21 protein-coding genes and 1 pseudogene are annotated in these 25687 nt (G+C 60.9%); 17 read left to right on the top strand and 5 right to left on the bottom strand.

Annotated elements, in window-relative coordinates; genetic code table 11:
• The 5 genes from HU749_RS13680 (at position 1) to HU749_RS13660 (ending at position 7784) form a co-directional block, all read left to right on the top strand.
• Positions 1 to 1764 carry an FAD-dependent monooxygenase gene (locus HU749_RS13680; RefSeq protein ID WP_186652221.1) on the top strand — a complete coding sequence of 588 codons (1764 nt, stop codon included), beginning with the start codon at positions 1 to 3 and terminating at the stop codon, positions 1762 to 1764.
• A 118-nt stretch (positions 1765 to 1882) separates the two neighbouring features.
• Entirely contained in the window at positions 1883 to 2974 is a 1092-nt protein-coding gene (locus tag HU749_RS13675; RefSeq protein ID WP_186652220.1) for an acyl carrier protein, read from the top strand.
• A 78-nt stretch (positions 2975 to 3052) separates the two neighbouring features.
• On the top strand, positions 3053 to 6472 hold the full coding sequence (locus HU749_RS13670; RefSeq protein WP_186652218.1) for a polyketide synthase family protein: 3420 nt from the start codon (positions 3053 to 3055) through the stop codon (positions 6470 to 6472).
• Positions 6473 to 6529: 57 nt separating this feature from the next.
• Positions 6530 to 7000 (top strand): SRPBCC family protein, encoded by a 471-nt coding sequence (locus tag HU749_RS13665; protein ID WP_046062182.1) that lies wholly within the window; start codon positions 6530 to 6532, stop codon positions 6998 to 7000.
• 85 nt (positions 7001 to 7085) lie between these two features.
• Positions 7086 to 7784, top strand: a complete 699-nt coding sequence (locus HU749_RS13660; RefSeq protein WP_079301821.1) for an outer membrane protein — start codon at positions 7086 to 7088, stop codon at positions 7782 to 7784.
• A 229-nt stretch (positions 7785 to 8013) separates the two neighbouring features.
• On the opposite strand, the gene HU749_RS13655 is transcribed toward HU749_RS13660, so the two are convergent.
• Positions 8014 to 8784, bottom strand: coding sequence for a hypothetical protein (locus HU749_RS13655; protein ID WP_186652231.1), 771 nt, complete (start codon positions 8782 to 8784; stop codon positions 8014 to 8016).
• Positions 8785 to 9016: 232 nt separating this feature from the next.
• Here HU749_RS13655 and HU749_RS13650 point away from each other — a divergent pair, with 232 nt between their 5' ends.
• The 6 genes from HU749_RS13650 to HU749_RS13625 all read left to right on the top strand — a co-directional run bounded on the left by HU749_RS13650 (position 9017) and on the right by HU749_RS13625 (position 15122).
• Complete coding sequence (locus tag HU749_RS13650; protein ID WP_014338482.1) at positions 9017 to 9442, top strand: DUF1810 domain-containing protein; 426 nt, start codon at positions 9017 to 9019, stop codon at positions 9440 to 9442.
• A complete protein-coding gene (locus HU749_RS13645; protein ID WP_041475946.1) occupies positions 9439 to 9918 on the top strand; it encodes a DUF4760 domain-containing protein in 480 nt (159 codons plus the stop codon). Before HU749_RS13650 ends, HU749_RS13645 begins: the two co-directional genes overlap by 4 nt.
• Before the next feature lie 15 nt (positions 9919 to 9933).
• Positions 9934 to 10689 (top strand): SIR2 family NAD-dependent protein deacylase, encoded by a 756-nt coding sequence (locus HU749_RS13640; RefSeq protein ID WP_014338480.1) that lies wholly within the window; start codon positions 9934 to 9936, stop codon positions 10687 to 10689.
• A gap of 124 nt (positions 10690 to 10813) precedes the next feature.
• Positions 10814 to 12520 (top strand): molecular chaperone HscC, encoded by a 1707-nt coding sequence (locus tag HU749_RS13635; RefSeq protein WP_186652216.1) that lies wholly within the window; start codon positions 10814 to 10816, stop codon positions 12518 to 12520.
• A complete protein-coding gene (locus HU749_RS13630; RefSeq protein WP_079301818.1) occupies positions 12517 to 14181 on the top strand; it encodes a J domain-containing protein in 1665 nt (554 codons plus the stop codon). The genes HU749_RS13635 and HU749_RS13630 overlap by 4 nt, the downstream gene beginning before the upstream one ends.
• Positions 14178 to 15122: a DUF3829 domain-containing protein gene (locus tag HU749_RS13625; RefSeq protein ID WP_186652214.1), complete on the top strand. Its 945-nt coding sequence runs from the start codon at positions 14178 to 14180 to the stop codon at positions 15120 to 15122. The genes HU749_RS13630 and HU749_RS13625 overlap by 4 nt, the downstream gene beginning before the upstream one ends.
• A 51-nt stretch (positions 15123 to 15173) precedes the next feature.
• Here HU749_RS13625 and HU749_RS13620 read toward each other — a convergent pair.
• The 4 genes and pseudogenes from HU749_RS13620 to HU749_RS13605 form a co-directional block, all read right to left on the bottom strand.
• Positions 15174 to 15518: pseudogene (locus HU749_RS13620) on the bottom strand (GNAT family N-acetyltransferase); the annotation flags it as partial.
• Between the two features lie 191 nt (positions 15519 to 15709).
• Complete coding sequence (locus tag HU749_RS13615) at positions 15710 to 16954, bottom strand: saccharopine dehydrogenase family protein (protein WP_018603827.1); 1245 nt, start codon at positions 16952 to 16954, stop codon at positions 15710 to 15712.
• Between the two features lie 25 nt (positions 16955 to 16979).
• Positions 16980 to 18077, bottom strand: a complete 1098-nt coding sequence (nspC, locus tag HU749_RS13610; protein WP_186652212.1) for a carboxynorspermidine decarboxylase — start codon at positions 18075 to 18077, stop codon at positions 16980 to 16982.
• Positions 18078 to 18331: 254 nt separating this feature from the next.
• The gene (locus HU749_RS13605) at positions 18332 to 19267 is read right to left on the bottom strand and encodes a Ppx/GppA family phosphatase (protein WP_186652210.1); all 936 of its coding nucleotides are present in this window, start codon (positions 19265 to 19267) and stop codon (positions 18332 to 18334) included.
• A gap of 321 nt (positions 19268 to 19588) precedes the next feature.
• Here HU749_RS13605 and ppk2 point away from each other — a divergent pair, with 321 nt between their 5' ends.
• From ppk2 to phnE (HU749_RS13575), 6 genes are all read left to right on the top strand, one after another.
• On the top strand, positions 19589 to 20506 hold the full coding sequence (gene ppk2 / locus HU749_RS13600) for a polyphosphate kinase 2 (protein ID WP_186652208.1): 918 nt from the start codon (positions 19589 to 19591) through the stop codon (positions 20504 to 20506).
• A 68-nt stretch (positions 20507 to 20574) separates the two neighbouring features.
• Entirely contained in the window at positions 20575 to 22194 is a 1620-nt protein-coding gene (locus HU749_RS13595; RefSeq protein ID WP_186652206.1) for an inorganic phosphate transporter, read from the top strand.
• Between the two features lie 214 nt (positions 22195 to 22408).
• Positions 22409 to 23260, top strand: coding sequence for a putative selenate ABC transporter substrate-binding protein (locus tag HU749_RS13590; protein WP_003200995.1), 852 nt, complete (start codon positions 22409 to 22411; stop codon positions 23258 to 23260).
• Complete coding sequence (locus HU749_RS13585) at positions 23257 to 24057, top strand: phosphonate ABC transporter ATP-binding protein (RefSeq protein ID WP_014339225.1); 801 nt, start codon at positions 23257 to 23259, stop codon at positions 24055 to 24057. The genes HU749_RS13590 and HU749_RS13585 overlap by 4 nt, the downstream gene beginning before the upstream one ends.
• Positions 24051 to 24878 (top strand): phosphonate ABC transporter, permease protein PhnE, encoded by an 828-nt coding sequence (phnE, locus tag HU749_RS13580; protein WP_079301813.1) that lies wholly within the window; start codon positions 24051 to 24053, stop codon positions 24876 to 24878. The genes HU749_RS13585 and phnE (HU749_RS13580) overlap by 7 nt, the downstream gene beginning before the upstream one ends.
• Positions 24875 to 25642, top strand: coding sequence for a phosphonate ABC transporter, permease protein PhnE (gene phnE / locus HU749_RS13575; RefSeq protein ID WP_079301812.1), 768 nt, complete (start codon positions 24875 to 24877; stop codon positions 25640 to 25642). Before phnE (HU749_RS13580) ends, phnE (HU749_RS13575) begins: the two co-directional genes overlap by 4 nt.
• Positions 25643 to 25687 lie beyond the last annotated feature (45 nt).

Here is a 25687-nt window from a genome sequence, read left to right as displayed (position 1 = left end):
ATGAACACTCTGAGCACGTTGGCCCCCAAGCATTTCAAGCGACCTGGCAGCGCCCCGACCGTGATGATCGTCGGCGCCGGCCCTATTGGCCTGTCCCTGGCAATCCTGTTGAAGAAATGGGGCGTGTCGTTTCGCATCATTGAAAGGAACGCCGGCCCCTCGACGGCTACCAAGGCGATGGCCATCCATTCCCGGACCCTGGAAATCTTTCGGGACCTGGGCGTTGCCGAGCAAGCCATCAGCAACGGCTTCACGATCAACCAGTTTTCGGTGCAGTCCAATGCCAAGCGGGTGCTGAACTACAACTTCTCCTACCTGGATGCTACCTATCCCCTGCTCCTGAGCCTGCCACAGCCGAAAACGGAGAAAATTCTCCTTGATCGGCTCAAGGAGCTGGGCGCCGAGGTGGAGTGGAACACCGAACTGGTGGACATCGAAAACCTGCCGGGTTCGGTGCGCATGACGCTCAAGCATGCCGACGGCACCGACGAACACTTCACCAGTCGGTGGGTCGCCGCCTGTGACGGTGCTCGCAGTAACATCAGAAAACGCCTGGACATGACCTTCGAAGGTTCGTCCTACGACCGCTTCTTCATGCTCGCCGATGCCGATATCGAATGGTCCGGAAGCAAGGATGAGGGCGCGTTTTTCCTAGGCGCGCAGGACGGTTATGTGGCCGTTGCACCGATCAGCGCACAATCGCGTTATCGGCTGTTCATTGAAATGCCCTACAACCTGCCGCCAGAAGGCGAGCGCCCGTCCTTGAGCCTGGAGAACTTCCAGCGCTTGTGCGAAGGGCGCGGGCAAAAGATGACGCTGTCCAACATTTCATCGACCACCATCGCCTCTTTCCAGCATCGCCGCGTGCAATCGATGCAACAAGGCTCCGTGTTTCTGCTGGGGGACTCGGCGCATATCGGCAGCCCCATTGGTGGGCAGTGGATGAACCTGGGGGTTTCCGAGGCCTATAACCTGGCCTGGAAAATGGCCTATGTCGATCAAGGCCTGGCGGCCCCATCCTTGCTTGACAGCTACAACGAAGAGCGCTACCCGGTTGCCCTGGAAGTCGAAAACACCGCCCACCGGCTGACGGGGCTGATTACGGTCCAGCGTCGCGCCCTGGTCTGGCTACGGGACAATGTCCTGCCGCTGTTGAGCAACCGGAAAAAGGTCCAGCGCAAATTGCCGTCGATGATTTCCGGTCATCAGTATCACTATGAAAAGAGTGACTACATTCAAGACTCGCTGACGAAGAAGCAGCGCAAGAACTGGAACAAGAAAGGGAAAAAACCCGAGTTCCAGACCGCACCGCCTCGCGCCGGGCAACTGGCGCCCGATGTCGAACTGTGGCAACTGCAAGGGATGCCAGCAAAACGCTTGATCGACTTGTTCCATGGAACATTCACGCTGTTGATTTTCAGCGCCGCCGATCAGTTTTCTCCTTTGCTGCCAGGGCACTACGCGTTGGCCGCGTCGGTGGAAAAGGACTACCCAGGCATCAAGGCCTATTGCGTGATCGATGCCCTGAGCGGCGCCGGTCTGCCGGCTTGGCACTCGACGTTGCTGGACCCCGATTGGCGACTGCACAAGCGCTACCACGCCAAGGAAGGCACGATGATGCTGATTCGTCCTGACGGCTATATCGCTTTCCTCGGTGCCGATGCAATAACGCTGATGACATACCTGAACGTAAGGTCCGGGTTGATCAAAGGCGCCAGAACAACAATATCTTGCGAGACCGAAGCAGTGGAACTCCAACTTTAAGTCGCTCCATGGCTACTGCCAGTTTGATTAATTGATATAAACAAGGCCCTGCCCTGGGCCATGAATTTTGATCTTTCTTACTTAAAGAAATATCGACCGACTTGGTTAGGAGAATCTTATGCGCTTGCAACTTAACGATGTTGTGCAGGAATTCATCGTGTCCAATGGGAGAATAGCCCATAGCTATTTCTCTCTTTCCGAAAAAATCATTGATTCACTGTGCGAATCCAATGTCGCCAAAGAATCGATATTGCTGCGGCTCTTGGAACAAGCCGAAACGGTCACTGCGCATTATTTCAATGCTCATCAACAAGTCCTTGAAGGCGTTTATGTCAATGGGATCGAAGCCCCTATCAACAAAAGTGCTCCTGCCCTGGAGCCGGCCCACTCGAATCCGACAATAACGGCCCCGGCGCCCGTCGTCGAAGCCGTCGAACAGCCAGCCGCACTCAACTACGGGCAATGGTTGCGCGCCGAAATCAGCTCGGTCACCGGGTTCCAGGCGCAACAGATCGACTTCGATCAGAGCTTCGAGAGCCTGGGGATCGACTCCCTGGGGCTGGTGGATATTTTCGAATCCCTGGCCCAGCACTTCCCGGAAAAGAAAGACCTCACCTCGCAGCTCTTCGATGCCCCGACCCCGACCGCCTTGCTGGCACGGCTTGAAGCCGATCCGCAGGCACCGTCGGTGGATGTCCACGCGTGGGTATTCGACCAGTTGGCGACCATCACCGGTTTTACGGTTGAACAGATCGACCCGACACAAAGTTATGAAAGCCTGGGCCTGGATTCGCTGGTGCAATTGGACTTCCTCGAATCGGTAGTGGCCATGTGGCCGCAACTCAAGGCTCACAGTTCCGAGCTGGCCAACGCCAAGTTCCCAATGGCCACCATTGCCCTGATTCAAGCCGCCCTGGCCGATCCCCAGCCGCAGGCAGCACCTGCCGACGAGCCTTCACCGGCCACGACGGACATCCAAGGGCAGGAGGAAAACTTGCTGCTCAACGCCCTGTCTCCGCTGATCCCGGACACCGCGCAGTCGATCGACATCCAGACGCCGTTCGCCCAACTGGGTCTCAACGGCTTTGCCCGAGAGGCGCTCTGCCAATCCATGGCACAACAGTGCTCTGCCAGCGAGTTTGCCGGTGAAGCGCTGATGTCCCGTCGCACGCCGCAAGATGCCCTGTCGTTGCTCGCCAGGCTGAGCTGACCGGCAACGAGCGACAGGAATGGAATCCGGGTGATCGAACAGGTCACCCAGTTTTTTTGGCGATCAGGGAGACAGGGTATGAGTGGCGCAGTAACAACAACGGGCGATTTTTGCTTCAGCGCGATGGCGGGCGAGTTTCCGGGAGCACCGTCCACGGATGCGCTTTGGCAGTTGCTCTCGCAAGGGCAGATCGCACCGATCGAATCCATGCCGGCACGCTGGGAACTGGACAAGGCGTCGATCTATTCAAGCACGACCGGGGAGAAGGATCGCACCTACCTGGACAGCGCTTTCTGCCTGACCGACGACGTCTCGACCCCATCACGGCACGAAGGACGACAGGTCGCCATCGGCAAGAAAGTGCTCCAGGCGCTGCTCACCCAACTCGCTGGACAAGGCTCGGCGCTGAGCAGGGAACGCACTGCGCTGGTGGTCGCGACATCCTGGAGCGACGAGAGCTATTTCGTCACCGGCCTGTCCGGAAAAACCGACACACCGCAAGGCTTTACACCGGGCGAACAAGTAGCGGAACTGGCGGCGGCCTTTGCCTTGGGCGGGCCGGCGTTATCGGTAGACACCGCGTGCAGCTCGTTCCCCTATGCCCTGGATATGGCCCAGGCGCTGGTCAACAGTGGCCAGGCGGACAACGCGATTGTCATGGCCCTCAACACCGTGTTGCCACCGGCGCTGTTCCTGGGCTTCTCGCAGTTGACGGCCTTTTCCGCCCGCGCGCGCATGGAAGCGTTCGGCCAGGACGCCGACGGCATTGTGCCGGGCGAATGTGCGGTGGCCTTTCTGGTCGAACCGGTTGCCCAGGCCCTGACGGCGCAGCGCCGTCCCCTGGGCGTGCTGCGCGCCTTGGGCATGTCCGCCGACGGCGCCGAAGGCTCGGTGTTTGCGCCGGGCAAACAGGCCCAGTACTCGGCCTACCAACGTGCCTATCGCGGCCTTGATCCACGGGACGTGGACTACATCGAGACCCACGGCACCGGTACACCGCTGGGGGACGCAACGGAGCTGGCCTCGCTGAACAGTTTCTTTGCCCCTCATCGCCCGGACGGCAAGAAAATCACCATCGGCTCGATCAAGTCGGTCATTGGCCATCCCCTGGCCGCTGCCGGTGGTGCTTCGCTCGCCAAGGCGTTGATGATACTGCGCCATAAAGGCATTCCACCGCAGCCCGGTTACCGCCCCAGCACGAAGGTCGACGAGACCTGCCTGCGACTCGCCACCCAGCAGGTACACCCGCTGGAGGAGCGTCAGTCTGCAATCCGCATTGGCATCTCCAGCTTTGGTTTCGGCGGCGCCAACGCGCATCTGGTGGTGGACGAATACATTCCCGCCGACCGCCCTGCCGCGCCCCCGGCGAACGCCAGCGGTGTGGTGCTGCTGAATCTTGCCATTGTCGAGGCTGAAGCAGCGCTGGGCAGCCACCGTTCCTTGCAGTCATTCCAGCAGCAACTCGATCAACCCGCCGCCCCCTCGGTCATGTTCCCTTATGGGCGCTTCGTTGATTACACCCCGGCGCCCGGTCAACCGTTGCTGGGAAAATTCCTCGCACAGGACCACGTCATCGATATCGATGGCTTTGGCATGGGGCCCAAGCCATTGGCTCATGTCGACCCGTTCAAGCTGTTGATCACCGATCGCGTCAATCATTTGCTGCGACGCTTGCCGGGTGTAGCCGGTTCGCCCGGCACAGCGATGGTCATGTGCTGCAACATGGGTGGCGAGCGCTTCAGCAATGCCTATAGCAGCGCCCACAACTTCTACTCCCGGGCACAAGGTGCGGCACCGGGCGTCGAAGTGACTGACGTGGCAACCATGCTGCCGAACATGTTGTCCGGCTACCCGGCGCAGATCTTTGACTTCAAGGGTTTCCATCAGACCCTGGTCGGCACGGCGGGACTGTTCTGGCAAACCTTGCTGGCCTCGCCGCAATGGTTCAACGACGGCATCACCACGCTGCTGCTCGGCGCAGGGCGTTTTGTCAGCGGTGAAATCGAGGTCGAGCGCGCCCGGTGCAGCACGATCACGCAAGGTGAAGGACTGGGACTGATCGCGCTGCGTCGCTATCAACCGGAGGCCGCTGACAAACCCTTGTTGGTGATCCGTGCGGCGGTCCTCGCCCACGCTGCCGACTCGCTGGAAGAAGCTTGCCGACAGCTGGGCAAAGCGCCGAGCGACTATGCAGACGTTGAGGTCTGTCAGTTGCAGCCTGCTGCGACACCTGCCAGTGGATCACTGCAAGAGATGACCGGTTTCCTGGCTGAAGCCAGTGGCATCGAGACCCTGTTGGCGGTGATGTTGAAGGGCGCGACCCATTCCGTGATCGAGGTACGCGACGCCGGCAAGACGGTGATGTGGTTGTTTACCGAGAAGCTTCGCCAATGGAGCCCGACGGCGGCCGAGGCCAGCTCGCCCATCAAGCATCCCTTCATGCTGCGCTTTGCCCATTCGTCATCCCACGAACTGCAGCAGGTCATCACGCCTGCCCGGCCTGTCAGCCTGGTCCGCGAACCGCAGAACGATGGCGTCGACGTGCAGCAACTCAGCGACATGCTCACCAGCACCCTGCTCTCCGGGCTGCGGGTGCGGGTTCGCGCCATGGAAAGCCTGTTCGCCCTGCACCGTGGCGACACAACCCAGCGCCCGACGCACTGGCAGCGCAGCGCGGAGCATATCGTGATCGCCAACGCCCAGCGCAGCCCTCAGTCGCTGCATGCCCAGCTCGTGGTGAATGAAGCGCACCCGTACTTTTTCGATCATCCCCTGGATCACGTCCCGGGCATTTTGCTGCTTGAGGGGGTGCTGCAACTGATCGAACTGGCCATGCCGCCTCTGAGCGGACGGGTCGCCTACATCAAGAGCCTGACGATCAAGTTCCAGCAATACGTGCAGAAGCAGGGCGTGATCGATCTGCATGTCGAGCAAGGCCAGGATCCCCAGGTGTTCAATGCCAAGGTCATGCAAGGTGCAAAAGTGATGTGCACCTGCGTCCTGGGGATGGGCTACAGCTCGGCGTTCGAGACATTGCCAGCCAGCGAATTCACCGCCACGCCCTGCCGTAACAAGGCCCTGTTGCACAAGGCCAGGGAGGAGAACGTCATCGTCAGTGAGATGAGCAGCGTCGCCCAGGGCCTGAGCGTGGACACGTTGAAGCTGCCGCCGGAACACTTCTTCCAGGCCGGTGATCCCGAGCACTATTCGATGGTGTATTTCCTCGAAGTCGCTCGCCAGTGCTACATGCAGATCGCCCACAGTCATCTGCGGATTCCACTCAATACCCCGATGAATCTGCTGGCCTTGAGCTTCACCCTGGATCGCCCCATCCCCAGGAACAGCCCGCTCTCATTGGCGCCGCAAGCCGGCTTTGATGCGGCGCTCCAGGCATTCAAGACCAACCGCATCTATATCGACCTGTTCAACCGGGGCGAAAAAATCGGTCAAGCGAGCATTACCGCTCAGGTGCTGAGTCAATCCGCACCGGCGGCCTGAGCATTGAATGGATCTGCCCTCCAGCATGACCGTGCCCCCCACAACCAAGGTGTCGCCGTGAACGATGTCAAAGTGCAAGTCATAGTTAAATCGCCTCCTTCTGAAATCTGGAAGATCTGGAGCAATTTTGCAGAAGCGCCGCTATGGGATACCGACGTCCGCCAGTGTCAACTCGACGGCCCGTTCCAGGTGGGGACGCGCGGCAAATGTGTGCTCAAGAATGGCTTGAACATGCCACTGAAACTGGAAGCCGTAAGCCTGCACGAAAGCTATCGCAACAGCGCACGGCTGCTGTGGATCGACCTCGAATTCGATCACCAGATGCGCAGGATTTCTCCCGATGAAACCCATGTCATCCATAGCGCGAAGATTTCCGGCCCGCTGAGCTTCCTCTACCGCGGGCTGCTGCGCAAAGCGTTGACTGCAGCGATGACCACGGCACTGGACAACCTGTGCACGCTGGCTGAACAACGGGCCATCGGCGCCCCGGGGCACGGGAAAACCGCGACGCCTTTGCACCTCGTATGAATACCTCCCGGCAGGAGGCGCGCTGAACGCGCCTTCCCGGACTCGCTTCGCCTACTTATCGATAACAGCACATTTCGGATCTAGCATGAACCTACAAAAAAACACCCAGTATCTTGTCATGGGCATCGTTGGCCTGGGTGTCATCGCCCCAGCATCGACCTTCGCCGACACACTTGGCCCTTATGTCAGTGGCATGGGCGGGGTGAACTGGGTCGCTGAACAGGACCTGACCCAGAACAACCTCGACTTCGTCGAGATGGAATACAATCAACCGCTGCACTCGGGCTACGCTACCGGGCTGGCACTGGGCTGGCGGTTCCCGGTCGGGCTACGGCCCGAGGTGGAGCTGAGCTACCGCCGCAACACCATGGACCAGTTCAATAACCGGGTCTACGAAGGCGGCACCAGCATCGAGGGCAAAGGCGAACAGGAAGCCACCAGCCTCATGGCCAACCTCTGGTATGACATCTCGAACCTGCCGGCCCCCTTGAGCCGCTTCACACCTTATGTAGGCGGTGGCCTGGGCTACGCCGTGCTGACCATCACAGGCCTGGAAGCTGGCGGCGTCGAGTTCGGCGGCACCCATCGCGACACCGTCACGGCCTGGCAACTCGGCGCCGGCGTCGCTTACGAGCTCAGCGAACATTGGTCCATGTCCCTGGATTATCGCTACTTCAAGACCGGCGAAGCGAACTTCGGCAAGATCCAGGGCCTGCCCCAGGCCGATGTGAAAACGGAGTACAACGCACAGACCGTGATGCTCGGTTTGCGGTACTGGCTGTAAGCGCTGGACGGATCGGCGCCTGGCCTTTGACAGGCGTCGATTTATCATCCCGACTAACGCAAGGTACCTGGCCAGCCCCTGCTGGGGACGTTCAGCGCACGGATTCGCGAAGAAACATGAATGCGCAAGGTGAAGGGAGATGTTCCAGCAACACCATCATCCCCTCTCGGAACAGCGGATGTGCGTCTGCCACGATAATCCGGCAAATCTTCTGACTCGAACGCGTCGTTCATCGCGCCTCATACTGCATCTTGACGACTTCAGTGATTCGCTGCGCAACACCATTGGCCGGCGGCGTGACTGATCGGATCGACTGGCCACGGTAAGGCCCCTCCGCGGGAAACCAATTCTGCACAACGACCACGTTTTTCGGCTGCGTGGCTGAAACCGAGCCCGTAGAGATTTCATTGGTGAACTTGCAGGTATCAAACGTACCGAGGGCCGTCTTGATCGTTTCACGACCGTTATAAGTCAGCTTCTCGACGACATCGAACTCGATGGTTGCCCCGGCGCTCACGGCTTTGGTTGTGTAGCTGACGGTGACGGTCTGCCCAGGTTGCAGGTCAATCGGTGTGGAAGCAGGAGGCTGGTAGGTGGTGGTCACCAACGATGCCCCGGCGCCATGGCGATCACCGTAACGAATCAGTCGATCGTCCTTGATTTCGGCGAAGGTTGTCGTCAGGAAGAACGGCACGTTATTCAAGAACGACGTGTGCGCCGAAGCCACCGGATTGGCGTCGGCAAATGCCTCGCGCCCCAACGCCTCGGTTTTGCCGCGACTGATGGCCGACGACAGGTTGTCACGGCTTTCATACTCCACCACTGTCCCGGCCTGAAAGTCCGCTTCGTTGGTGCAAGCTGCAGAAGACGTTGCACTGGCGGTCGATGCCGATGCGCTGGCGACAAGGGCCGAGGCGGTGAACGCTGTTGCCAGGCGTTTGCGCCAAGCCGTGTTGACGTTGGGTCTTCTGGCCGATGTAGTTTTCAAAAACAGATCCATCTTCAAATGAGCTCGTTGCGACTGATCGAGAACCCGACAGCGCTCATAGGTTATGGGTCGAGTGCCAACCGGCGCTATAGCGCAAGTGTGCTATAGGCTTTGTTCCTGTCGGGATGAGGAGTGATGATCAAGGCTACCGATACGCGCCAAGCCGTGACATCATAAAGCCACTATTTTGATCGAACCTGGACACGCTGCATTCTTCAGCCTTGAAACCGTATCAGAGGCCCGCATGACCGAATCACTGGAGCGTTTTGTCCAGGCACAAGCGTCAACCTACGACCACGCCTTGCTTGAACTGCGGCGTGGTAGCAAGGAAGGCCACTGGATGTGGTTCATCTTTCCTCAATTACGCGGCCTGGGGGTCAGCGAGAACGCCACCTACTATGGCCTGCGCGGCATTGAAGAGACGCGCGACTATTTGCATCACCCGCTTTTGGGACCGCGACTCGAGCGCGCGACCCGTGCCGTACTGGACTCGGACGTCGCTGCAGAGAAACTCCTGGGGACACTTGATGCCATGAAATTCGCGTCATGCATGACGCTTTTTGCAGTGGCTGCGGGCGAGCATTCCGTGTATGCCCAGGCGCTGAATGGCGAGGTGAGTGTCGACTCGAGAACACTTGAATTACTAAAGGAGCAAGAGAGAAAAAAATGACTAATTACGAAACATGGACGTTGGTGGTACAGGTGGCCGTGGCCTTGGTGGCCCTGCCGTCGATGTACCTGGTTGTTCGCCAGGTGGTCATCCTGACGGCACAACTGAAGGCGACGCAACAGGCTTCCGAGGCCCAGAGCATCATTTCGATTGTCGAGTTCCTGCAAACCAGCCAGGCCCGCGATGCCCGGCAAGCGGTTCGCGCCACGCTGTCGACCCTGCACCATGACCAGTGGGACGCCACCCATGTCCAGCATGCCTCGCTGACCTGTGCGAACTACGACGTCGTCGCGGCGTTATTGCGTGCCGACTTGATCAAGAACAAACACATCATCATCGAAAACTGGGCACCGAGTATCAAGCACTGCCACCAGATACTTGCCCCTTTCATCGAGACAAAACGCGCCCAGCCCGGCGGCGACCGAAAGTACTGGAGCAACTTCGACTGGCTGCGCGACCAGTGCTCTCAGGTTTGACGAGGGGATGAGACGATGAATTCAGAAGTCATTTTCGCTGAAACGGTGAAACGCCTGCGAGCCGCCAGGCACCTTGCCATTTTTACCGGGGCCGGTATTTCAGCCCAAAGCGGTATCTCCACATTCCGTGATCCCTCGACTGGCCTCTGGGCACGTTACGACCCAAAGAAACTGGCCACCCCCGCTGCCTTCGCCAAAGACCCTGCGTTGGTATGGGCATGGTATAGCTGGCGCCGAACGCTGGTTAACGAGGCGCAACCCAATGACGCGCACCTGGCAGTCGCCAGGCTGGCGCAGTGCCTGCCCCATGTGACCGTCATCACACAGAACGTCGACGACCTGCTCGAGCGAGCCGGATCCAAGGAGGTGATTCACCTCCACGGCGATCTGGCCAGCGCTCGTTGCTTCCAGTGCAATCGTCCCTACCTGGGCGCGTTGCCCGTGGATGTCAGGGCGGACTGTGACAGCCTGGAACCACCACGCTGCCAGCACTGCGACGGCCAGATCCGCCCCAATGTCGTCTGGTTCGGCGAGGGCATGCCGGAACAGGAACTGGACCAGGCCTTCAGCGCTGCCCGCGACTGCGACGTCATGCTCTCCATTGGCACCTCTGGAAACGTGTACCCGGCGGCACGGATTCCGACGTTGGCAACCGAACATGGCGCCTGGATGGTGCATATCAATATCGAACCCATGGGGACCGCTTCCGATAAAACGCTGGTGGGCGATGCGACCCACTGGTTGCCGAGGCTGGTCGACGCGTTGGGCTGATGCTCCATGCAAGACTCGCCCATGCCCCTCAAAGATTTCCACGAATACGCCGATACATGCCTGATAAACTGACCGGCTCGCAGATAGCCCCTTGCGACGCATCGATTAAGGAGATCCAACGGACATGATTGTCGGCATTGACCTGGGCACCACCCATAGCCTGATCGCAGCATGGCGCGACGGCGCGGCGCAACTGGTGCCCAACGCATTGGGCGAGTGGCTGACACCGAGCGTGGTAGGCCTGGACGACGAAGGCCGCGTCATGGTCGGCCGCGCGGCGCTGGAGCGCCTGCAGACCCATCCCCAGGTCACCGCCTCGCTTTTCAAGCGCTATATGGGCAGCGCCCGCCTCACCACGCTTGGTCATCAACAGTTCCGGGCCGAGGAACTCTCGGCCATGGTATTGCGCAGCTTGCGCGAGGATGCCGAGCGGCATTTCGGCGAACCCGTGGAAGAAGCCGTCATCAGCGTCCCCGCCTACTTCAGCGATGCCCAGCGCAAGGCCACGCAAATTGCCGGTGAGCTGGCGGGCTTCAAGGTCGAGCGACTGATCAATGAACCCACCGCAGCCGCACTCGCCTATGGCTTGCACCAGCGCGATAGCGCCAGCACCTTCCTGGTTTTCGACCTCGGCGGCGGGACTTTCGACGTGTCCATCCTGGAGCTGTTTGAAGGCATCATGGAAGTGCGCGCCAGCGCCGGCGACAACTACCTGGGTGGGGAAGATTTCGACACACTGCTGCTCCAGGATTTCGTTGCCGCCCAGGCGGACAACACCGAGGGCCCGCTAACCCTTGAAGACGCTCAGCTCTACGGTCGACTGCGCCGTGAAGCCGAACGTGTACGCAAATTCCTGGGCCAGGAATCAAGCGCAACGTTTGCAGTACGCCAGGGCGAGCGCGAATGGCGTCGCGAATACACCCAGGCCGGTCTGACCGATCTGTATGCGCCCCTGTTCAGCCGCCTTCGAGCCCCTATCGAAACCGCTTTGCGCGATGCCCGTATCCGTGCCAGTGAGCTGGACGAAGTATTGCTGGTGGGCGGCACCACCCGTATGCCACTCGTGCGCAAATTGGCCGCCAGCCTGTTCGGACGTTTTCCCTCGATCCAGCTCAACCCCGATGAAACCGTGGCATTGGGCGCCGCCGTGCAGGCAGGGCTGAAAAGCCGCGACGCGGCACTTGAAGAAGTCGTGCTCACGGACGTCTGTCCTTATTCCATGGGCATCGAAATTGCGGTCGAGTATGGCGGCAAGCTCGAAAACGGCCATTACCTGCCGATCATCGAACGCAACTGCGTGGTGCCCGTGAGCAAGGTCAAGCGCGTGTTCACACTCCAGGACCAGCAAAAGTTCGTGCTGCTGAAGGTCTATCAGGGCGAAAGCCGTCGGATCAGTGAAAACATTCTCCTGGGCGAACTGGAAATTCCGGTGCCGCCCATGCCTGCCGGAGAAGTAGGGATCGACGTACGCTTCACCTACGATACCAACGGCCTCCTGGAAGCCGATGCGCAGATCGTCCAGACAGGAGAGCGACGCAACCTGGTGATCGCCAACAACGCCGGCGTGCTGAATAGCGAAGAGATCAGCCAGCGCCTCAAGGCCCTGGAAGCGCTGAAGATCCATCCACGGGACGAACAACCCAATACCTTGCTGATCGCCCGGCTGGAACGCCTTTATCAGGAAAGCCGCGGTGATCTGCGCCAGCGGATCGATGAGCTGGCGACCCGCTTCGCCCAGATGCTCGATTCCCAGGAGCTGCACGACATCCGCGCGCTCCGGCTGCAGATCAGCGCCCAGCTCGACAGCCTGGAAGAAGGTGTCTGGCGATGACCTGTTGGGTGGTACTCGGGCTACCGGAGGACGCCGATAAGCGCAGCATCAAGCGCCAGTATGCAAGCCTGCTCAAACAGCATCGTCCAGACGAAGATCCCGAAGGGTTCCAGCGCCTGCGAGAGGCCTACGAGCAGGCTTTGGCGTGGGCTGATTGGCAGCAGGAAGTGGCCGTCGACGAAGAACAGCCCGCCCCCATCGAGCTACCCCTCATGGAACTGCCAACCCCGAGGCAGGCACCGACAGGGCCTTCCCCCAGCCAGCGTCTGGCGGCGCAATGCCTGGAGGCGATAGACGCGACCAACCTCGCCAGCCGCCTGACGCAGGCGCGTCTTTATGCCTGCGAGCGTGAATTCGAACACGGCCTGCTGGAGTTTTGCCTGGCGCAGGAAGATACCTACGACCTGGCCGAAGCGGCCATTGCCCAATTGCACTGGCTGACCCCTTGGCAACGCGAGGACCTGCCCAGCGCCGCCACCGAGCAACTGCGCGGCAGGCTCATGGATCTGGCATGGTCTCGCCTGACCGGGGCCTGGCACGATAGCCAACGCTTTCTCGATCTCGCCCGCCAGCTCGACGCCAGCCCTTGGCTACAGAGCCTGGACGCTCGGCAATGGCTGAACCGCTGCCTGGCCATGGCCCTCCTGCAGGCACCGACTTGGTCGGAACAGCTGTTCGACGCCATCTGCGCGCAACAGGGCTGGAAGCAGACCGGCCACCATAGTCCGTGTCCGGAACCCTGGTGGAGTCAACTGCTTGCCCGCAGCCACTGCGCTACGTTCCTTCAGCAGCAGGCTCGCCTCGCCCAGGGTTCCCACAGCAGCGAATCCCAGGCTGCACGCATGCTGTTTGGATCGGCCGATGAAAATGCCCGGATGCACTTGAGCATGAGCTTCAGCGCCGAAGATTGGGCAGCTGGCGAAACGCTGTATCGCAACGTCCAGCTTCGCTACCCCCGTCTACTGGACGAAATGCCTCAGTTGGCCCCGGAACTTTGGCGCCCGCTACGTCGCCAACCGCCGATCCTGGCCATGCCGCTAGCCCTGCTCGGCACCTCAACCTACATGAGCTGGGCCTTCGAATATCAGCTTGGCGGCGCGTTCCTCACCAGTTTGATCGACATGCTTCTGCGTGCGCTGCTGCTTGGTGTCGTCGCCTGGGGTCTGCATGCATTCTGCAAAGTACTGGGCCGCGGTGCCTGGCGCCTCGACCGATCGATCCAGACGCGCTTTGGTCATTGGCTGAGTCTGCGACGTCCTGCACCCTTGCCGATTCGTGAAAGTCTCTGGGTCGGGTTGCTCGGTGTTCCCATCTACCTGGCCGGAGGTGCTCTCGCAGCTGCAACTTATTTCGGGATCCTCGCTACGCTCGCAGCCCTGAGCCGACGCACCGCCGCCAGACACGGCAAGTCCTTTATTGCCCGCGCCCATGAGCGCGTGCCCGGGGATGTACTGGTCGGTCTGTTCCTGGGAATGCTCGTGCCCCTGGTCATGCTGGGCAATGCCTTGGCCAACCACTCGAGTCTTGCTGCGAATCAAGGCCTCCAGGCTTGGCCACAGCGTACCTGCGCCGCCCGCCAACTGACGGACTCGCCATGTCCCTCCAAACTTTCAGCCACCCAGTGGCATAAGCCCGACACCTCACAGGCGAAACAGCCATGATCAGCACCCGCGCCTTTATCACGGCGGTTGTCGTCCTGTTAACGATGGCTTGGCTGGTGCAGCGAGTGTCCAGTTCGGAAACCGTCGACAAAGCGACCCTTTCATCCTGGACCGACATCCAGGCCATTAGCACTTGCCTGGTGGAAGGTGCGGAGCTTCTGGAACAGCGCTACGCCGACTATCACGCCGTTCTTGTGCCTTCCAAGGATGTATGGCCGACCCGGCGGGACTTTGTCGGATTCGGCATGGGCTCCGACGATATCCTGAGGACCCAGGCCCCCTGCAAACCCTGGTTCCATAGCGACGATGCCAACCTGAACACCCAGGCCAAGAACTACGTCAAGGCCTATGACCGCCTACGGCCTGACGCCCTGGCCATCGAGCGCTGGTTGGGGGACCGGTCGAACGAACTGCCTTCCCCCGAACTCGACCGACTCGAACAGGCCTTCAACCTGAACCTGCAAGACGTACGTACCCAAGCGATACCGTTGCGCCAGGCGCTGGAGCAACCGCAATTGCACGTTCGCGAGCAACAGTTGGCGGCCATCGAAACACGCCTGGGCCATGACCAGCATTGGCAGACCCTGCGCTTCATGATCCTGGCACGCCAGACCATCAATGCACTCGACGCCATGACCGAAGGCGCACCGCTTAGCCCGGAACACCTGCTTGCCGCGCAGCAGACACTCACGATCCGTTGGACGGAGGCTGAAACCTTAGTGCAGGCCCTGCCCCGCTTGCGCTCGGCCAACGGCACCCGGCCCGTGTGGACCCACATCAGCTTCGCCGCCAAGGAATGGCTCACCGCTCTGGAGCGATTGCAGCAACACTGGGCTTCAGGGGCCGACGCCGATGAACTGAACCAGGACCTCGCCGCCGCTAGGGCCGGTTATGACGAATTGCAGTCGCGCTATAACACGGCGGTGAAGGCTCAGTATTGAGGATTTAAAACGTACAAGCCACGCCTGACACTGTCCGGCGTGGATCGAGTTCTAGATCGAAAGCACGAAGCGGCCTCCATCCTCGATTTCCTCGCTACCCAACAGCGTTCCAGGCACAAACCCGCACCGTTCAAGGACTTTCCTTGAGCCACCATTGTTCTCATAGACATAAGCCACCAGTTGCGTCAGGCCCCAACGCATCCGCGCCGCGTGGATCAGGTGTTTCAGGGCCAACGTTGCCAGCCCTTGCCCGCAAACACGTTGATCAATGCGATAGCCCACCTCGGCGCAACCGTGTGGTGAATGGATGCCTTTTAAATTTGCGCGCCCCACTATTCTCCCGCTGGAATCTTCGATCACAAAGGGGGGGGCTGCTGCGCAGCCCAGCGGGGATAAATCCCCTCGCCACAAGGTTATTCATTTGACGCGGGCATAAACGAAAAATGCTCCGTACCTTTCGATACGGAGCATTTCTTCAAGACCCCCACTGATTGCCAGGTATTCATGCCTGGTTCAATCGCCTGCAGAATTCAGAGGGATTCTGCAGTTCCTATCGGGGAGTCGGAACGGAACCTGCCTGGCGTCCTTCAGGCGTTTTGGTTCCAGGGACGGTCTCCATGCTCGTCCTTGATGCGCGTCGGCAAGCCCATCACATCCAACGCCTCGAGGAACGCCTCGGCGGGCAGCTCCTCGACGTTGACCATGCGCTGCACGTCCCACTCGCCACGGGCCACCAGCAAGGCTGCGGCCACGGGTGGCACGCCTGCGGTATAGGAAATGCCCTGGCTGTCGGTTTCGGCGTAGGCGTCCTCGTGGTCGGCCACGTTGTAGATGAACATCTCGCGCGGCTGGCCATCCTTGACGCCCTTGACCAGGTCGCCGATGCAGGTCTTGCCGGTGTAGCCCGGCGCCAGCGAACTCGGGTCAGGCAGCACGGCCTTGACCACCTTCAGCGGCACGACTTCCAGGCCTTCGGCGGTCTTGACCGGTTGCTCGGAGAGCAGGCCGAGGTTCTTCAGTACGGTGAACACGTTGATGTAGTGCTCACCGAAGCTCATCCAGAAACGCACGTTAGGCACATCGAGGTTCTTCGACAGCGAGTGCACTTCGTCGTGGCCGGTCAGGTACAGGTTCTGCGAGCCTACGACCGGCAAGTCGTCGGTGCGCTTGACCTCGAACATGGTGTTGCTGGTCCACTGGCTGTCCTGCCAGCTCCACACCTGTCCGGTGAACTCACGGAAATTGATTTCCGGGTCGAAATTGGTGGCGAAATATTTGCCATGGGAGCCGGCATTGACGTCGAGAATATCGATCGAATCAATGCGGTCGAAATGCTGTTGCTGCGCCAGTGCCGCATAGGCATTGACCACACCCGGGTCGAAGCCCACACCGAGAATGGCGGTGATGTTCTTTTCCTGGCACTCCTGGAGGTGGTTCCACTCGTAGTTGCCGTACCAGGGCGGCGTCTCGCAGACCTTGCCCGGTTCTTCGTGGATGGCGGTGTCCAGGTAGGCCACGCCGGTATCGATGCAGGCTCGCAGCACCGACATGTTGAGAAAGGCAGAGCCGACGTTGATGACGATCTGCGACTCGGTTTCGCGAATCAGCGACTTGGTCGCTTCGACATCCAGAGCGTTCAGTGCAAAGGCCTTGATGTCGGCGGGTTGCTTGAGGCTACCCTTGGCCTTGACGCTGTCGATGATGGCCTGGCATTTGGAGATGTTGCGCGACGCGATAGCAATACGACCGAGTTCGTCGTTGTGCTGCGCGCACTTGTGGGCCACCACCTTGGCGACACCTCCTGCACCAATGATAAGTACGTTCTTCTTCAATTTCTTCATTTCTCCTTCCGCCAGCTCAAGACAGGCTGGACAGATAGTCGTCGTAAACAAACTCGCGAACCACCTCGACGCTGCCGTCGAGCTGCTTCACTACGATGGACGGCATTTTCAGGCCGTTGAACCAGTTTTTCTTGACCATGGTGTAGCCCGCTGCGTCGATGAACGACAGCCGATCGCCGATGGACAGCGGACGATCGAATTGGTACTCGCCGAAAATATCTCCGGCCAGGCAGGATTTGCCGCACACCATGTAGGTGTGTTCGCCCTCGCTCGGTGCCATCTTGGCGTCCAGGCGATAGATCAGCAGATCGAGCATGTGTGCCTCGATGGAACTGTCCACCACGGCCAGGTGCTTGCCGTTGTAGAGCGTGTCGAGCACGGTGACTTCCAGCGACGCGCTCTGGGTGATCGCGGCCTCGCCCGGCTCCAGGTAGACCTGCACGCCATATTTTTGCGAGAAGGCTTTGAGCCGTGCGCAGAAGGCGTCCAGGGCGTAGCCCTCGCCGGTGAAGTGAATGCCGCCACCGAGGCTGACCCACTCGACCTTATGCAGCAAGTGACCAAAGCGCTCTTCGATAGTGCCCAGCATCTGGTCGAACAAACCGAAATCGCCGTTCTCGCAGTTGTTGTGGAACATGAAGCCGGAGATATGCTCGATGACTTGCTCGATTTTCACCGGATCCCATTCGCCCAGGCGGCTGAACGGTCGCGCCGGGTCGGCCAGCAGGTAATCGGAGCTGCTCACTTGCGGATTGACCCGCAGGCCACGGGCCTTGTCGGTCGAAGCCTCGGTGTAGCGCTGCAACTGGCCAATGGAGTTGAAGATGATCTTGTCGCAGTTGGCGAGCATCTCTTCGATTTCATCGTCAGCCCAGGCCACGCTGTAGGCGTGGGTCTCGCCAGCGAACTTCTGCCGGCCGAGCTTGAGTTCGTAAAGCGACGACGACGTGGTGCCGTCCATGTACTGCTGCATCAGGTCGAACACCGACCAGGTGGCGAAGCACTTGAGCGCCAACAAGGCCTTGGCCCCGGACTGCTCACGCACATAGGCGATCTTCTGCATGTTCGCCAGCAGCTTTTGTTTGTCGATAAGGTAGTACGGGGTTTTGATCATTTTCGAGGCCTCCGGGCAAGGCGAGCCAAAAAAGGATGCGCATTGTGCCTTCACTGACTGCAGATCGAAAGAGCGAAAAGCCCCGTTCACGCAATCACCCTGATCCAGGCCCACGCTTTGCGATAACCGGACATACCGACTGCCCAGGCGATGAAATGCTGGATGATCTGGTAAAGAAGGGGTCACCGAAGAGGCGTCGATGCTCGAAATTGAGCCATCGCTGATAGACGGCAATGGGCAACAACCGTCCGTGATCAGTGCTGATGAATCAGGCCATGAAGAACGCCGAACCTCAGGCCCGGCTCGGAAGCAATCATTTGCGAGATACCGAAGACCTTGAATGCCGCCAGCATGATCGCCAGGCCACCGGGCAGGATGCCCAGGCGATGGCTTTGCAAGCCAGCCAGTCTGAGCTGGTCGACATGGCCGACTTCCAGCAACCGCAACGACAGGCGCAATAAGCCACCGTAGGTAATGCCGCCTTGCCCAACATCGTTGAAACCATTGGCCTTGAGCACTTTGGCCAACATCCGCGCCGTACCGGAAGAACCGATTGCCTGCTGCCAGCCCTGGGCGCGATAGCCCGCCGCCACTTTTTCAAACTGCAGCACAGCCACTCGCTCAGCCTCCAACAAGGCCTGAGCGGTGATGCATCCACCCGGAAAGTAACGCGCGCCAAAGGTGCCACTGCCAATAGCGATGCTTTCCGTCACTAGCGGTTGAGCGCCCTGCCCCAGAATCAGTTCGGTCGAGCCGCCGCCGATGTCCACCACCAGCCGCGTGTGCTCGACACCGGGCACCGTGTGGGCAACACCGGCGTACACCAGCCGGGCTTCTTCATGCCCGGACAGCACGTCGATCCGAAACCCCAGGTGCCGCTCGGCACTGGCCAGGAACAACTGGGCATTCGCCGCTTCGCGCACGGCACTGGTCGCCACCGCCCGCACCCGTCCGGCTTCAAAGCCACGCAGTTTTTTGCCGAATCGAGCGAGCGCCTGCCAGCCCCGGTCCAGCGCCAGCTCGTCCAAAGCCCCGGCCTGCAGGCCCTCGGCCAATCGGACCGGCTCACGCAGGGTCTTCACTTCCTGGATCACCAACTGTCGATTGCGCCTGACCGACTGGCCAATCATCAGGCGGAAGGCGTTAGAGCCCAGGTCAATGGCCGCGAACAGGGGGGCGTCGCCTTTCATAGCGGTGTTCCTTGATTCATCAGCCAGCAGGCACAAGCGCTGCCGGACTTCCCACGATGGTTTGCGAGGATCCTGCCACGGCTTCGATGACACCTGGATGACACCCCTGGCGCTCGACCATGAAAAAACAGACGCGTGCCGGCGAAATTTCGGGCGAGCCCCGCGCCTTCGAGCGTAATCGATAAAACCTGATCGTGCTGGCATCCTCCCACAGATAAACGTTTTAGCCAGGGGAAAGCGCGTGAAGCACCGATGACGTTCACCGCGGTGTAACAAAATGCAACTAGCGTGGATGGCGCCTCCACGACCGAGTTTTCCATCATGCTTTCAACCCAGGACACCTTGGTACAACGCATCCACCGTGAACTGCTCGATCACAGTGACGAAGAACTGGAGCTGGAGTTATCCGAAGACGGGCATGACTTGAACGACTTGTTCGATAAACACTCCCCGGATAGCAGCGAGAAGGAAATCCGCCGACGGTATTTCAGCGAACTGTTCCGCCTTCAAGGCGAACTGGTGAAGCTGCAGAGCTGGGTGGTCAAGACCGGGCACAAGGTCGTGATCCTGTTCGAAGGACGCGACGCTGCCGGCAAGGGTGGCGTGATCAAGCGCATCACCCAGCGACTCAATCCCCGGGTCTGTCGCATTGCGGCCCTGCCCGCCCCCAACGACCGCGAACGGACCCAATGGTACTTCCAGCGCTACGTTTCGCACCTGCCAGCGGCGGGTGAAATCGTGCTGTTCGACCGCAGCTGGTACAACCGCGCCGGCGTCGAACAAGTCATGGGGTTCTGCACCGCCGACCAGTACGAGGAGTTTTTTCGTACCGTGCCGGAATTCGAGCGGATGCTCGCCCGCTCCGGCATCCAGTTGATCAAGTACTGGTTCTCCATTTCCGACCAGGAACAGCACCTGCGCTTTCTCAGTCGCATCCATGACCCGCTCAAGCAATGGAAGCTCAGCCCCATGGACCTGGAGTCCCGTCGGCGCTGGGAGGCCTATACCAAGGCCAAGGAAATCATGCTCGAACGCACGCACATCAGCGAGGCCCCCTGGTGGGTGGTGCACGCTGACGACAAGAAAAAAGCCCGGCTCAACTGCATCCATCACCTGCTTGGGCAAATGCCCTATGAAGAGGTGGAACTGCCGGCCATCGAACTGCCGCAGCGGGTACGACAGCAAGACTACTCCCGCAGTCCGACGCCACCGGAGCTCATCGTGCCCCGGGTCTATTAAGGCCAGCCAGGCAGGGACGCCCGGCACCGAGCCTCTCACTTCCACCGCTCACTGAATCGGATTTCATCATGACAAACCAGACCCTGGCCATGGACTCATCGAGTGCCATCGCCCCCAGTTCAAGACCGCAGCTCAACCGCAAACCGAGCGTGATCACCCTGGTGGTGTTTTTTGCCGTACTGGGCAGCGGCCTGCTGTTTACCGCCTACAGCCTGATGCACGACATGAGCGAACTCGGTACCGTGGTGACCACCTGGACGCCGTTCCTGCTGTTGGGCGTGGCGCTGCTGATTGCCCTTGGCTTCGAATTCGTCAACGGTTTCCACGACACCGCCAACGCCGTCGCCACGGTCATTTATACCAACTCCATGGCGCCGAACTTCGCCGTGGCCTGGTCGGGCTTCTTCAACTTCCTCGGGGTACTGCTCTCCAGCGGCGCCGTGGCCTTCGGCATCATCGCCCTGCTGCCGGTGGAACTGATCCTGCAAGTCGGCTCCTCTGCCGGCTTCGCGATGATCTTCGCCCTGCTGATCGCCGCCATCCTGTGGAACCTGGGCACCTGGTGGCTGGGCTTGCCGGCGTCATCGTCCCATACCCTGATCGGCTCGATCATCGGTGTGGGCGTCGCCAATGCCCTGATGCACGGGCGTGACGGCACCAGCGGTGTGGACTGGGCCCAGGCGACCAAGATCGGCTATGCGTTGCTGTTGTCACCGCTGGTGGGCTTCGGTTGCGCTGCATTGCTGCTACTGGCACTGCGGGCCTTCGTCAAGAACCGCTCACTGTACAAGGCCCCGGAAGGCAATACTCCGCCGCCCTGGTGGATTCGCGGCATGCTGATCCTGACCTGCACCGGCGTGTCATTCGCCCACGGCTCCAACGACGGCCAGAAAGGCATGGGCCTGATCATGCTGATTCTGGTCGGCACCCTGCCGATGGCGTATGCGCTGAACCGCACCATGCCGGCCGACCAGGCGCTGCAATTCGCCGCCGTGGCGCAAGTTACCCAGCAAGCCTTGGCCAAGCACTCACCGCTGCCGGCCCCGGCAAATCCGCGAGCGATCCTTTCCACCTACGTGGGCAGCAAGGAAGCGACGCCGCAATTGGTCCCGGCCCTGGCCGCCATGACCGGCAGCATCGGCGCCGAGGTCAAGGGCTACGGCTCGCTGGCCAAGGTCCCCGCCGAAGCCGTGGGCAACGTGCGCAACGACATGTACCTGACCAGCGAAACCATTCGCCTGATGGACAAGAACAAGGTCGGCAACTTCGACGCCGACACCAGTGCCCAGCTGCAATTGTTCAAGCAGCAGATCGACAATTCCACGCGGTTCATTCCACTGTGGGTGAAAATCGCCGTGGCCATCGCCCTCGGCCTGGGCACCATGGTCGGCTGGAAGCGCATCGTGGTGACGGTGGGTGAGAAAATCGGCAAGTCTCACCTGACCTACGCCCAAGGTGCCTCGGCCGAAACCGTCGCCATGCTGACTATTGGTGCCGCCGACATGTTCGGTTTGCCGGTGTCCACGACCCATGTGTTGTCCTCCGGTGTGGCCGGCACCATGGTCGCCAACGGGTCCGGCTTGCAGATGCGCACCATCCGCAACCTGGTGATGGCCTGGGTACTGACGCTGCCTGCTGCCATCCTGCTGTCCGGCAGCCTCTACTGGTTGTTCACCAAGCTGTTCTGACAAATGTGGGAGCGAGCTTGCTCGCGATGGCGTCAACCCAGACAACCCAGAACCTGTGGCGAGGGAGCTTGCTCCCTCGCCACAGGGGAATGAGTGAGTTCAAGGCCAGAAACGGTTAATATCGCGCTCCTTCGTCTACCCTCACAGAGCGGCGTACCGTCCTCGTGGGCGTGATGCTTCACCATTCCTTGCCTTCCTGTACCGGAGATCCTCCATGCTCAAGCGTTCCCTGGCATTGGCCGTCGGCGTTGCCCTGTCTTTTTGCAGCCTGCTGACCCAGGCCGCCGACACCCTGAAAGTCAGTGCGATTCCCGATGAGGCCCCCACCGAGCTACTGCGCAAGTTCAAGCCGCTGGGTGCTTACCTGGAACAGCAAACCGGCATGAAAGTCGAGTTCGTACCCGTCAGCGACTACCCCGCCGTGGTCGAGGCGCTGGCCACCGACCGGATCGACATGGCTTGGCTGGGTGGCTTCACCTTCGTGCAGGCACGCCTGAAAACCGGCAACGCCATCCCGTTGGTCCAGCGCGAACAGGACGCCCAGTTCACCAGCAAATTCATCACCGCCGACCCGGCGGTCAAATCCCTCGCCGACCTCAAGGGCAAGACCTTTGCCTTCGGTTCGGTGTCATCGACGTCCGGTAGCCTCATGCCGCGCTATTTCATGCTCAAGGACGGCATCAAGCCGGAAAGCTACTTCAGTCGCGTGGGCTACTCGGGCGCCCATGACGCCACCGTCGCCTGGGTCCAGGCCGGCAAGGTCGACGCTGGGGTGCTGAACGCCAGCGTCTGGGAAAAACTGGTTGCTGCCGGCAAGGTCGACACGACCAAGGTCAAGGTCTTCGCCACCACCCCAGCCTACTTCGATTACAACTGGACGGTGCGCGGAACCCTCGACCCAGCGTTGGCGGCGAAGATAAAGGCAGCGTTTCTGGCACTCGATCCGGCCAACCCGAAGGACAAGGAAATCCTCGATCTGCAGGCCGCCAGTCGCTTCATCGAAACCAAGCCTGAGAACTACAAGGGCATCGAGGAAGCCGCGCGCGCCGCCGAACTGCTCAAATGACCCTGCAACTGACCCAGGTCAGCGTTACCCATGCCAACGGCGTCCAGGCGCTGCGGGGCATCGACCTGCACATCGGCGCTGGCGAACAGGTCGCTATCATCGGCCCGTCCGGCGCGGGCAAGTCGAGCCTGCTCAACCTGCTGGCCACTGCCCTGCGCCCGGGTAACGGCGAGCTGCAGTTGCTCGGCGAGCGCGCCTGGCAGCTGTCTGCCCGCCAACGTCAGCGCCTGCGCGCGCGCATCGGCCTGATCCACCAATCGCCGCCGCTGCCGCCACGTCAACGCGTGGTCACGGCGGTCCTGGCCGGAAAGCTCGGTCAGTGGGGCATCGGCAAAAGCCTGTTGAACCTGCTGCATCCGCTGGATATTCCAGGCGCCAGGGCGGCGTTGGCCCGGCTTGACCTGGGCGACAAACTGTTCGCGCAATGCCAGCAGCTGTCGGGCGGACAGCTGCAACGCGTTGGCATTGCCCGGGTGTTGTACCAGGCGCCAGAGGTGCTACTGGCCGATGAACCGGTTTCGGCCATGGACCCGGTATTGGCCCAGCACACGCTTTCGGTGCTGTGCCGCCATGCCCGGGAGCACAACGTGACCCTGGTCGCCAGCCTGCACGCGGTGGAACTGGCCTTGGCGCACTTCTCCCGGGTCATTGGCCTGCGTGATGGACAGATCCTGTTCGACCTGCCAACCGAAGCCGTGGACCGTCAGTTGCTCGACACGCTCTACGCCAACGAACAGCTGCAGTCTTCGCCCACAACGCCCCACGCGTCCTTGAGCGTGCAGATTCCCCGATGCTGACACGCGATACCCGAGACCCCGCCACCCGCCCGCGCCTGCTGCTCACTCTGCTGGCCCTCGTCCTGCTGTGGCCGGGCATCCAGTTCAGCGAACTGGACCTCAGCGTGCTGGTGGCGAGCGACAGCCAGAGCGAGATGGGTCGGTTTGTAGCGGCCTTCTGGCCTCCAGCCCATGGCGACGAATTTGTCGAGCTGCTGTGGCAAGCTACCTTGCAGACGCTGGCGATCGCCACGGCCGGCATGGCCCTGGCGTTGCTGTTGGCGGTGCCCGCGAGCCTGCTGGCCAGCCGCGCCCTGTCGCTGTCGGCGGCCTCCCGTGCCGGGCACCCGGGCTATTGGGGCCAACTGCTGCGCTGGCCAGTGCGCGGCCTGCTGATCTTCCTGCGCAGCGTCCCGGAAATCGTCTGGGCGTTGCTCTTCGTCCGTGCCGTCGGCCTCGGCCCCACGGCCGGCGTACTGGCGATCGCCATTACCTACAGCGGCATGCTGGGCAAGGTCTACGCGGAAATCTACGAGTCGGTCGACCAACGTCCGGCCCACGCACTCTTGCAATCGGGCAGCAGCCGACTCTCGGCCTTCTGCTACGGGATCCTGCCCAATGTCGCGGCGGAGCTGTTGTCGTACACGGTGTATCGCTGGGAATGCGCCATTCGCGCCTCGGTGGTGATGGGCTTCGTCGGTGCCGGGGGCCTGGGTCAGCAGATGGACCTGTCGCTGCGCATGTTCGCCGGCGGTGAAGTGGCCAGCCTGCTGCTGACGTTCCTGGTGCTGGTGCTGCTCGCCGATCAACTCAGCCGCCTGCTGCGCTGGAGGCTGGCATGAACCGCCTGTTCAACGTGGTCATGGTCCTGTGCATCGGCGCGGCGGTCGTCGCCTCGTTCGTCTACCTGGGCATCGACCTGGGCGAGCTCGGCGACAGCGGCAATCTGCACCAGATGGGCGCTTATGCGCAGCGCTTTCTCACCCCGGACCTGAGCCCGGGTCATCTGAAGGCGATCGGCCACGGCGCCCTGGAAACCCTGGCCATGTCGGCCCTTGGCACCCTGCTCGCGGCGGTGTTCGGCCTGCTATTGGCCTTGCCTGCGGCCGGGCGCTTCGGCTGGCCCCTGCAGAGCGCTTCGCGGCTGGTGCTCAACGCCTTGCGCGCGGTTCCAGAACTGGTGTGGGCGGCGCTGATGGTCCTCGCCGCCGGGCTCGGCCCCAACGCCGGCACCCTGGCCTTGGCCCTGCACACCACCGGCGTGCTCGGCCGGCTGTTCGCCGAAGCGCTGGAAAACACCCCCTCCGAACCGGCCGACGCCATCCGCCTGCAAGGTGGCAATGCGGTATTGGCGTTCTGTTACGGCACGCTGCCCAACCTCCTGCCCCAGCTACTGGCCTATGTCCTGTACCGCTGGGAAAACAATATCCGCATGGCCAGCGTGCTCGGCTTCGTCGGCGCCGGGGGCTTGGGGCAAATGCTCTACGTCAGCCTCAGCCTGTTCCAGGAAGCCCAAGGCAGCACAGTGATTCTGGCGATGCTGTTGCTGGTTTTCGCGGTCGATACGTTGAGCAGCTGGAGTCGCCAGCGCTGGGTCAAGGCTTGAGTTCCTATTGACTGACAGGGCCCTATCGCGAGCAAGCTCGCTCCC

This window comes from Pseudomonas ogarae (genome assembly GCF_014268695.2).
GTDB classification, from domain to species: Bacteria; Pseudomonadota; Gammaproteobacteria; order Pseudomonadales; family Pseudomonadaceae; genus Aquipseudomonas; species Aquipseudomonas kilonensis.
This window is presented reverse-complemented; position numbering and strand designations above follow the sequence as displayed.

Excerpts from the sequence above, each read along its gene's own strand:
- HU749_RS13680 (WP_186652221.1), top strand. The coding sequence starts at position 1 with ATGAACACTCTGAGCACGTTGGCCCCCAAGCATTTCAAGCGACCTGGC.
- HU749_RS13675 (WP_186652220.1), top strand. The coding sequence starts at position 1,883 with ATGCGCTTGCAACTTAACGATGTTGTGCAGGAATTCATCGTGTCCAAT.
- HU749_RS13670 (WP_186652218.1), top strand. The coding sequence starts at position 3,053 with ATGAGTGGCGCAGTAACAACAACGGGCGATTTTTGCTTCAGCGCGATG.
- HU749_RS13660 (WP_079301821.1), top strand. The coding sequence starts at position 7,086 with ATGAACCTACAAAAAAACACCCAGTATCTTGTCATGGGCATCGTTGGC.
- HU749_RS13655 (WP_186652231.1), bottom strand. The coding sequence starts at position 8,784 with ATGGATCTGTTTTTGAAAACTACATCGGCCAGAAGACCCAACGTCAAC.
- HU749_RS13650 (WP_014338482.1), top strand. The coding sequence starts at position 9,017 with ATGACCGAATCACTGGAGCGTTTTGTCCAGGCACAAGCGTCAACCTAC.
- HU749_RS13645 (WP_041475946.1), top strand. The coding sequence starts at position 9,439 with ATGACTAATTACGAAACATGGACGTTGGTGGTACAGGTGGCCGTGGCC.
- HU749_RS13640 (WP_014338480.1), top strand. The coding sequence starts at position 9,934 with ATGAATTCAGAAGTCATTTTCGCTGAAACGGTGAAACGCCTGCGAGCC.
- HU749_RS13635 (WP_186652216.1), top strand. The coding sequence starts at position 10,814 with ATGATTGTCGGCATTGACCTGGGCACCACCCATAGCCTGATCGCAGCA.
- HU749_RS13630 (WP_079301818.1), top strand. The coding sequence starts at position 12,517 with ATGACCTGTTGGGTGGTACTCGGGCTACCGGAGGACGCCGATAAGCGC.
- HU749_RS13625 (WP_186652214.1), top strand. The coding sequence starts at position 14,178 with ATGATCAGCACCCGCGCCTTTATCACGGCGGTTGTCGTCCTGTTAACG.
- nspC (WP_186652212.1), bottom strand. The coding sequence starts at position 18,077 with ATGATCAAAACCCCGTACTACCTTATCGACAAACAAAAGCTGCTGGCG.
- HU749_RS13605 (WP_186652210.1), bottom strand. The coding sequence starts at position 19,267 with ATGAAAGGCGACGCCCCCCTGTTCGCGGCCATTGACCTGGGCTCTAAC.
- ppk2 (WP_186652208.1), top strand. The coding sequence starts at position 19,589 with ATGCTTTCAACCCAGGACACCTTGGTACAACGCATCCACCGTGAACTG.
- HU749_RS13595 (WP_186652206.1), top strand. The coding sequence starts at position 20,575 with ATGACAAACCAGACCCTGGCCATGGACTCATCGAGTGCCATCGCCCCC.
- HU749_RS13590 (WP_003200995.1), top strand. The coding sequence starts at position 22,409 with ATGCTCAAGCGTTCCCTGGCATTGGCCGTCGGCGTTGCCCTGTCTTTT.
- HU749_RS13585 (WP_014339225.1), top strand. The coding sequence starts at position 23,257 with ATGACCCTGCAACTGACCCAGGTCAGCGTTACCCATGCCAACGGCGTC.
- phnE (WP_079301813.1), top strand. The coding sequence starts at position 24,051 with ATGCTGACACGCGATACCCGAGACCCCGCCACCCGCCCGCGCCTGCTG.
- phnE (WP_079301812.1), top strand. The coding sequence starts at position 24,875 with ATGAACCGCCTGTTCAACGTGGTCATGGTCCTGTGCATCGGCGCGGCG.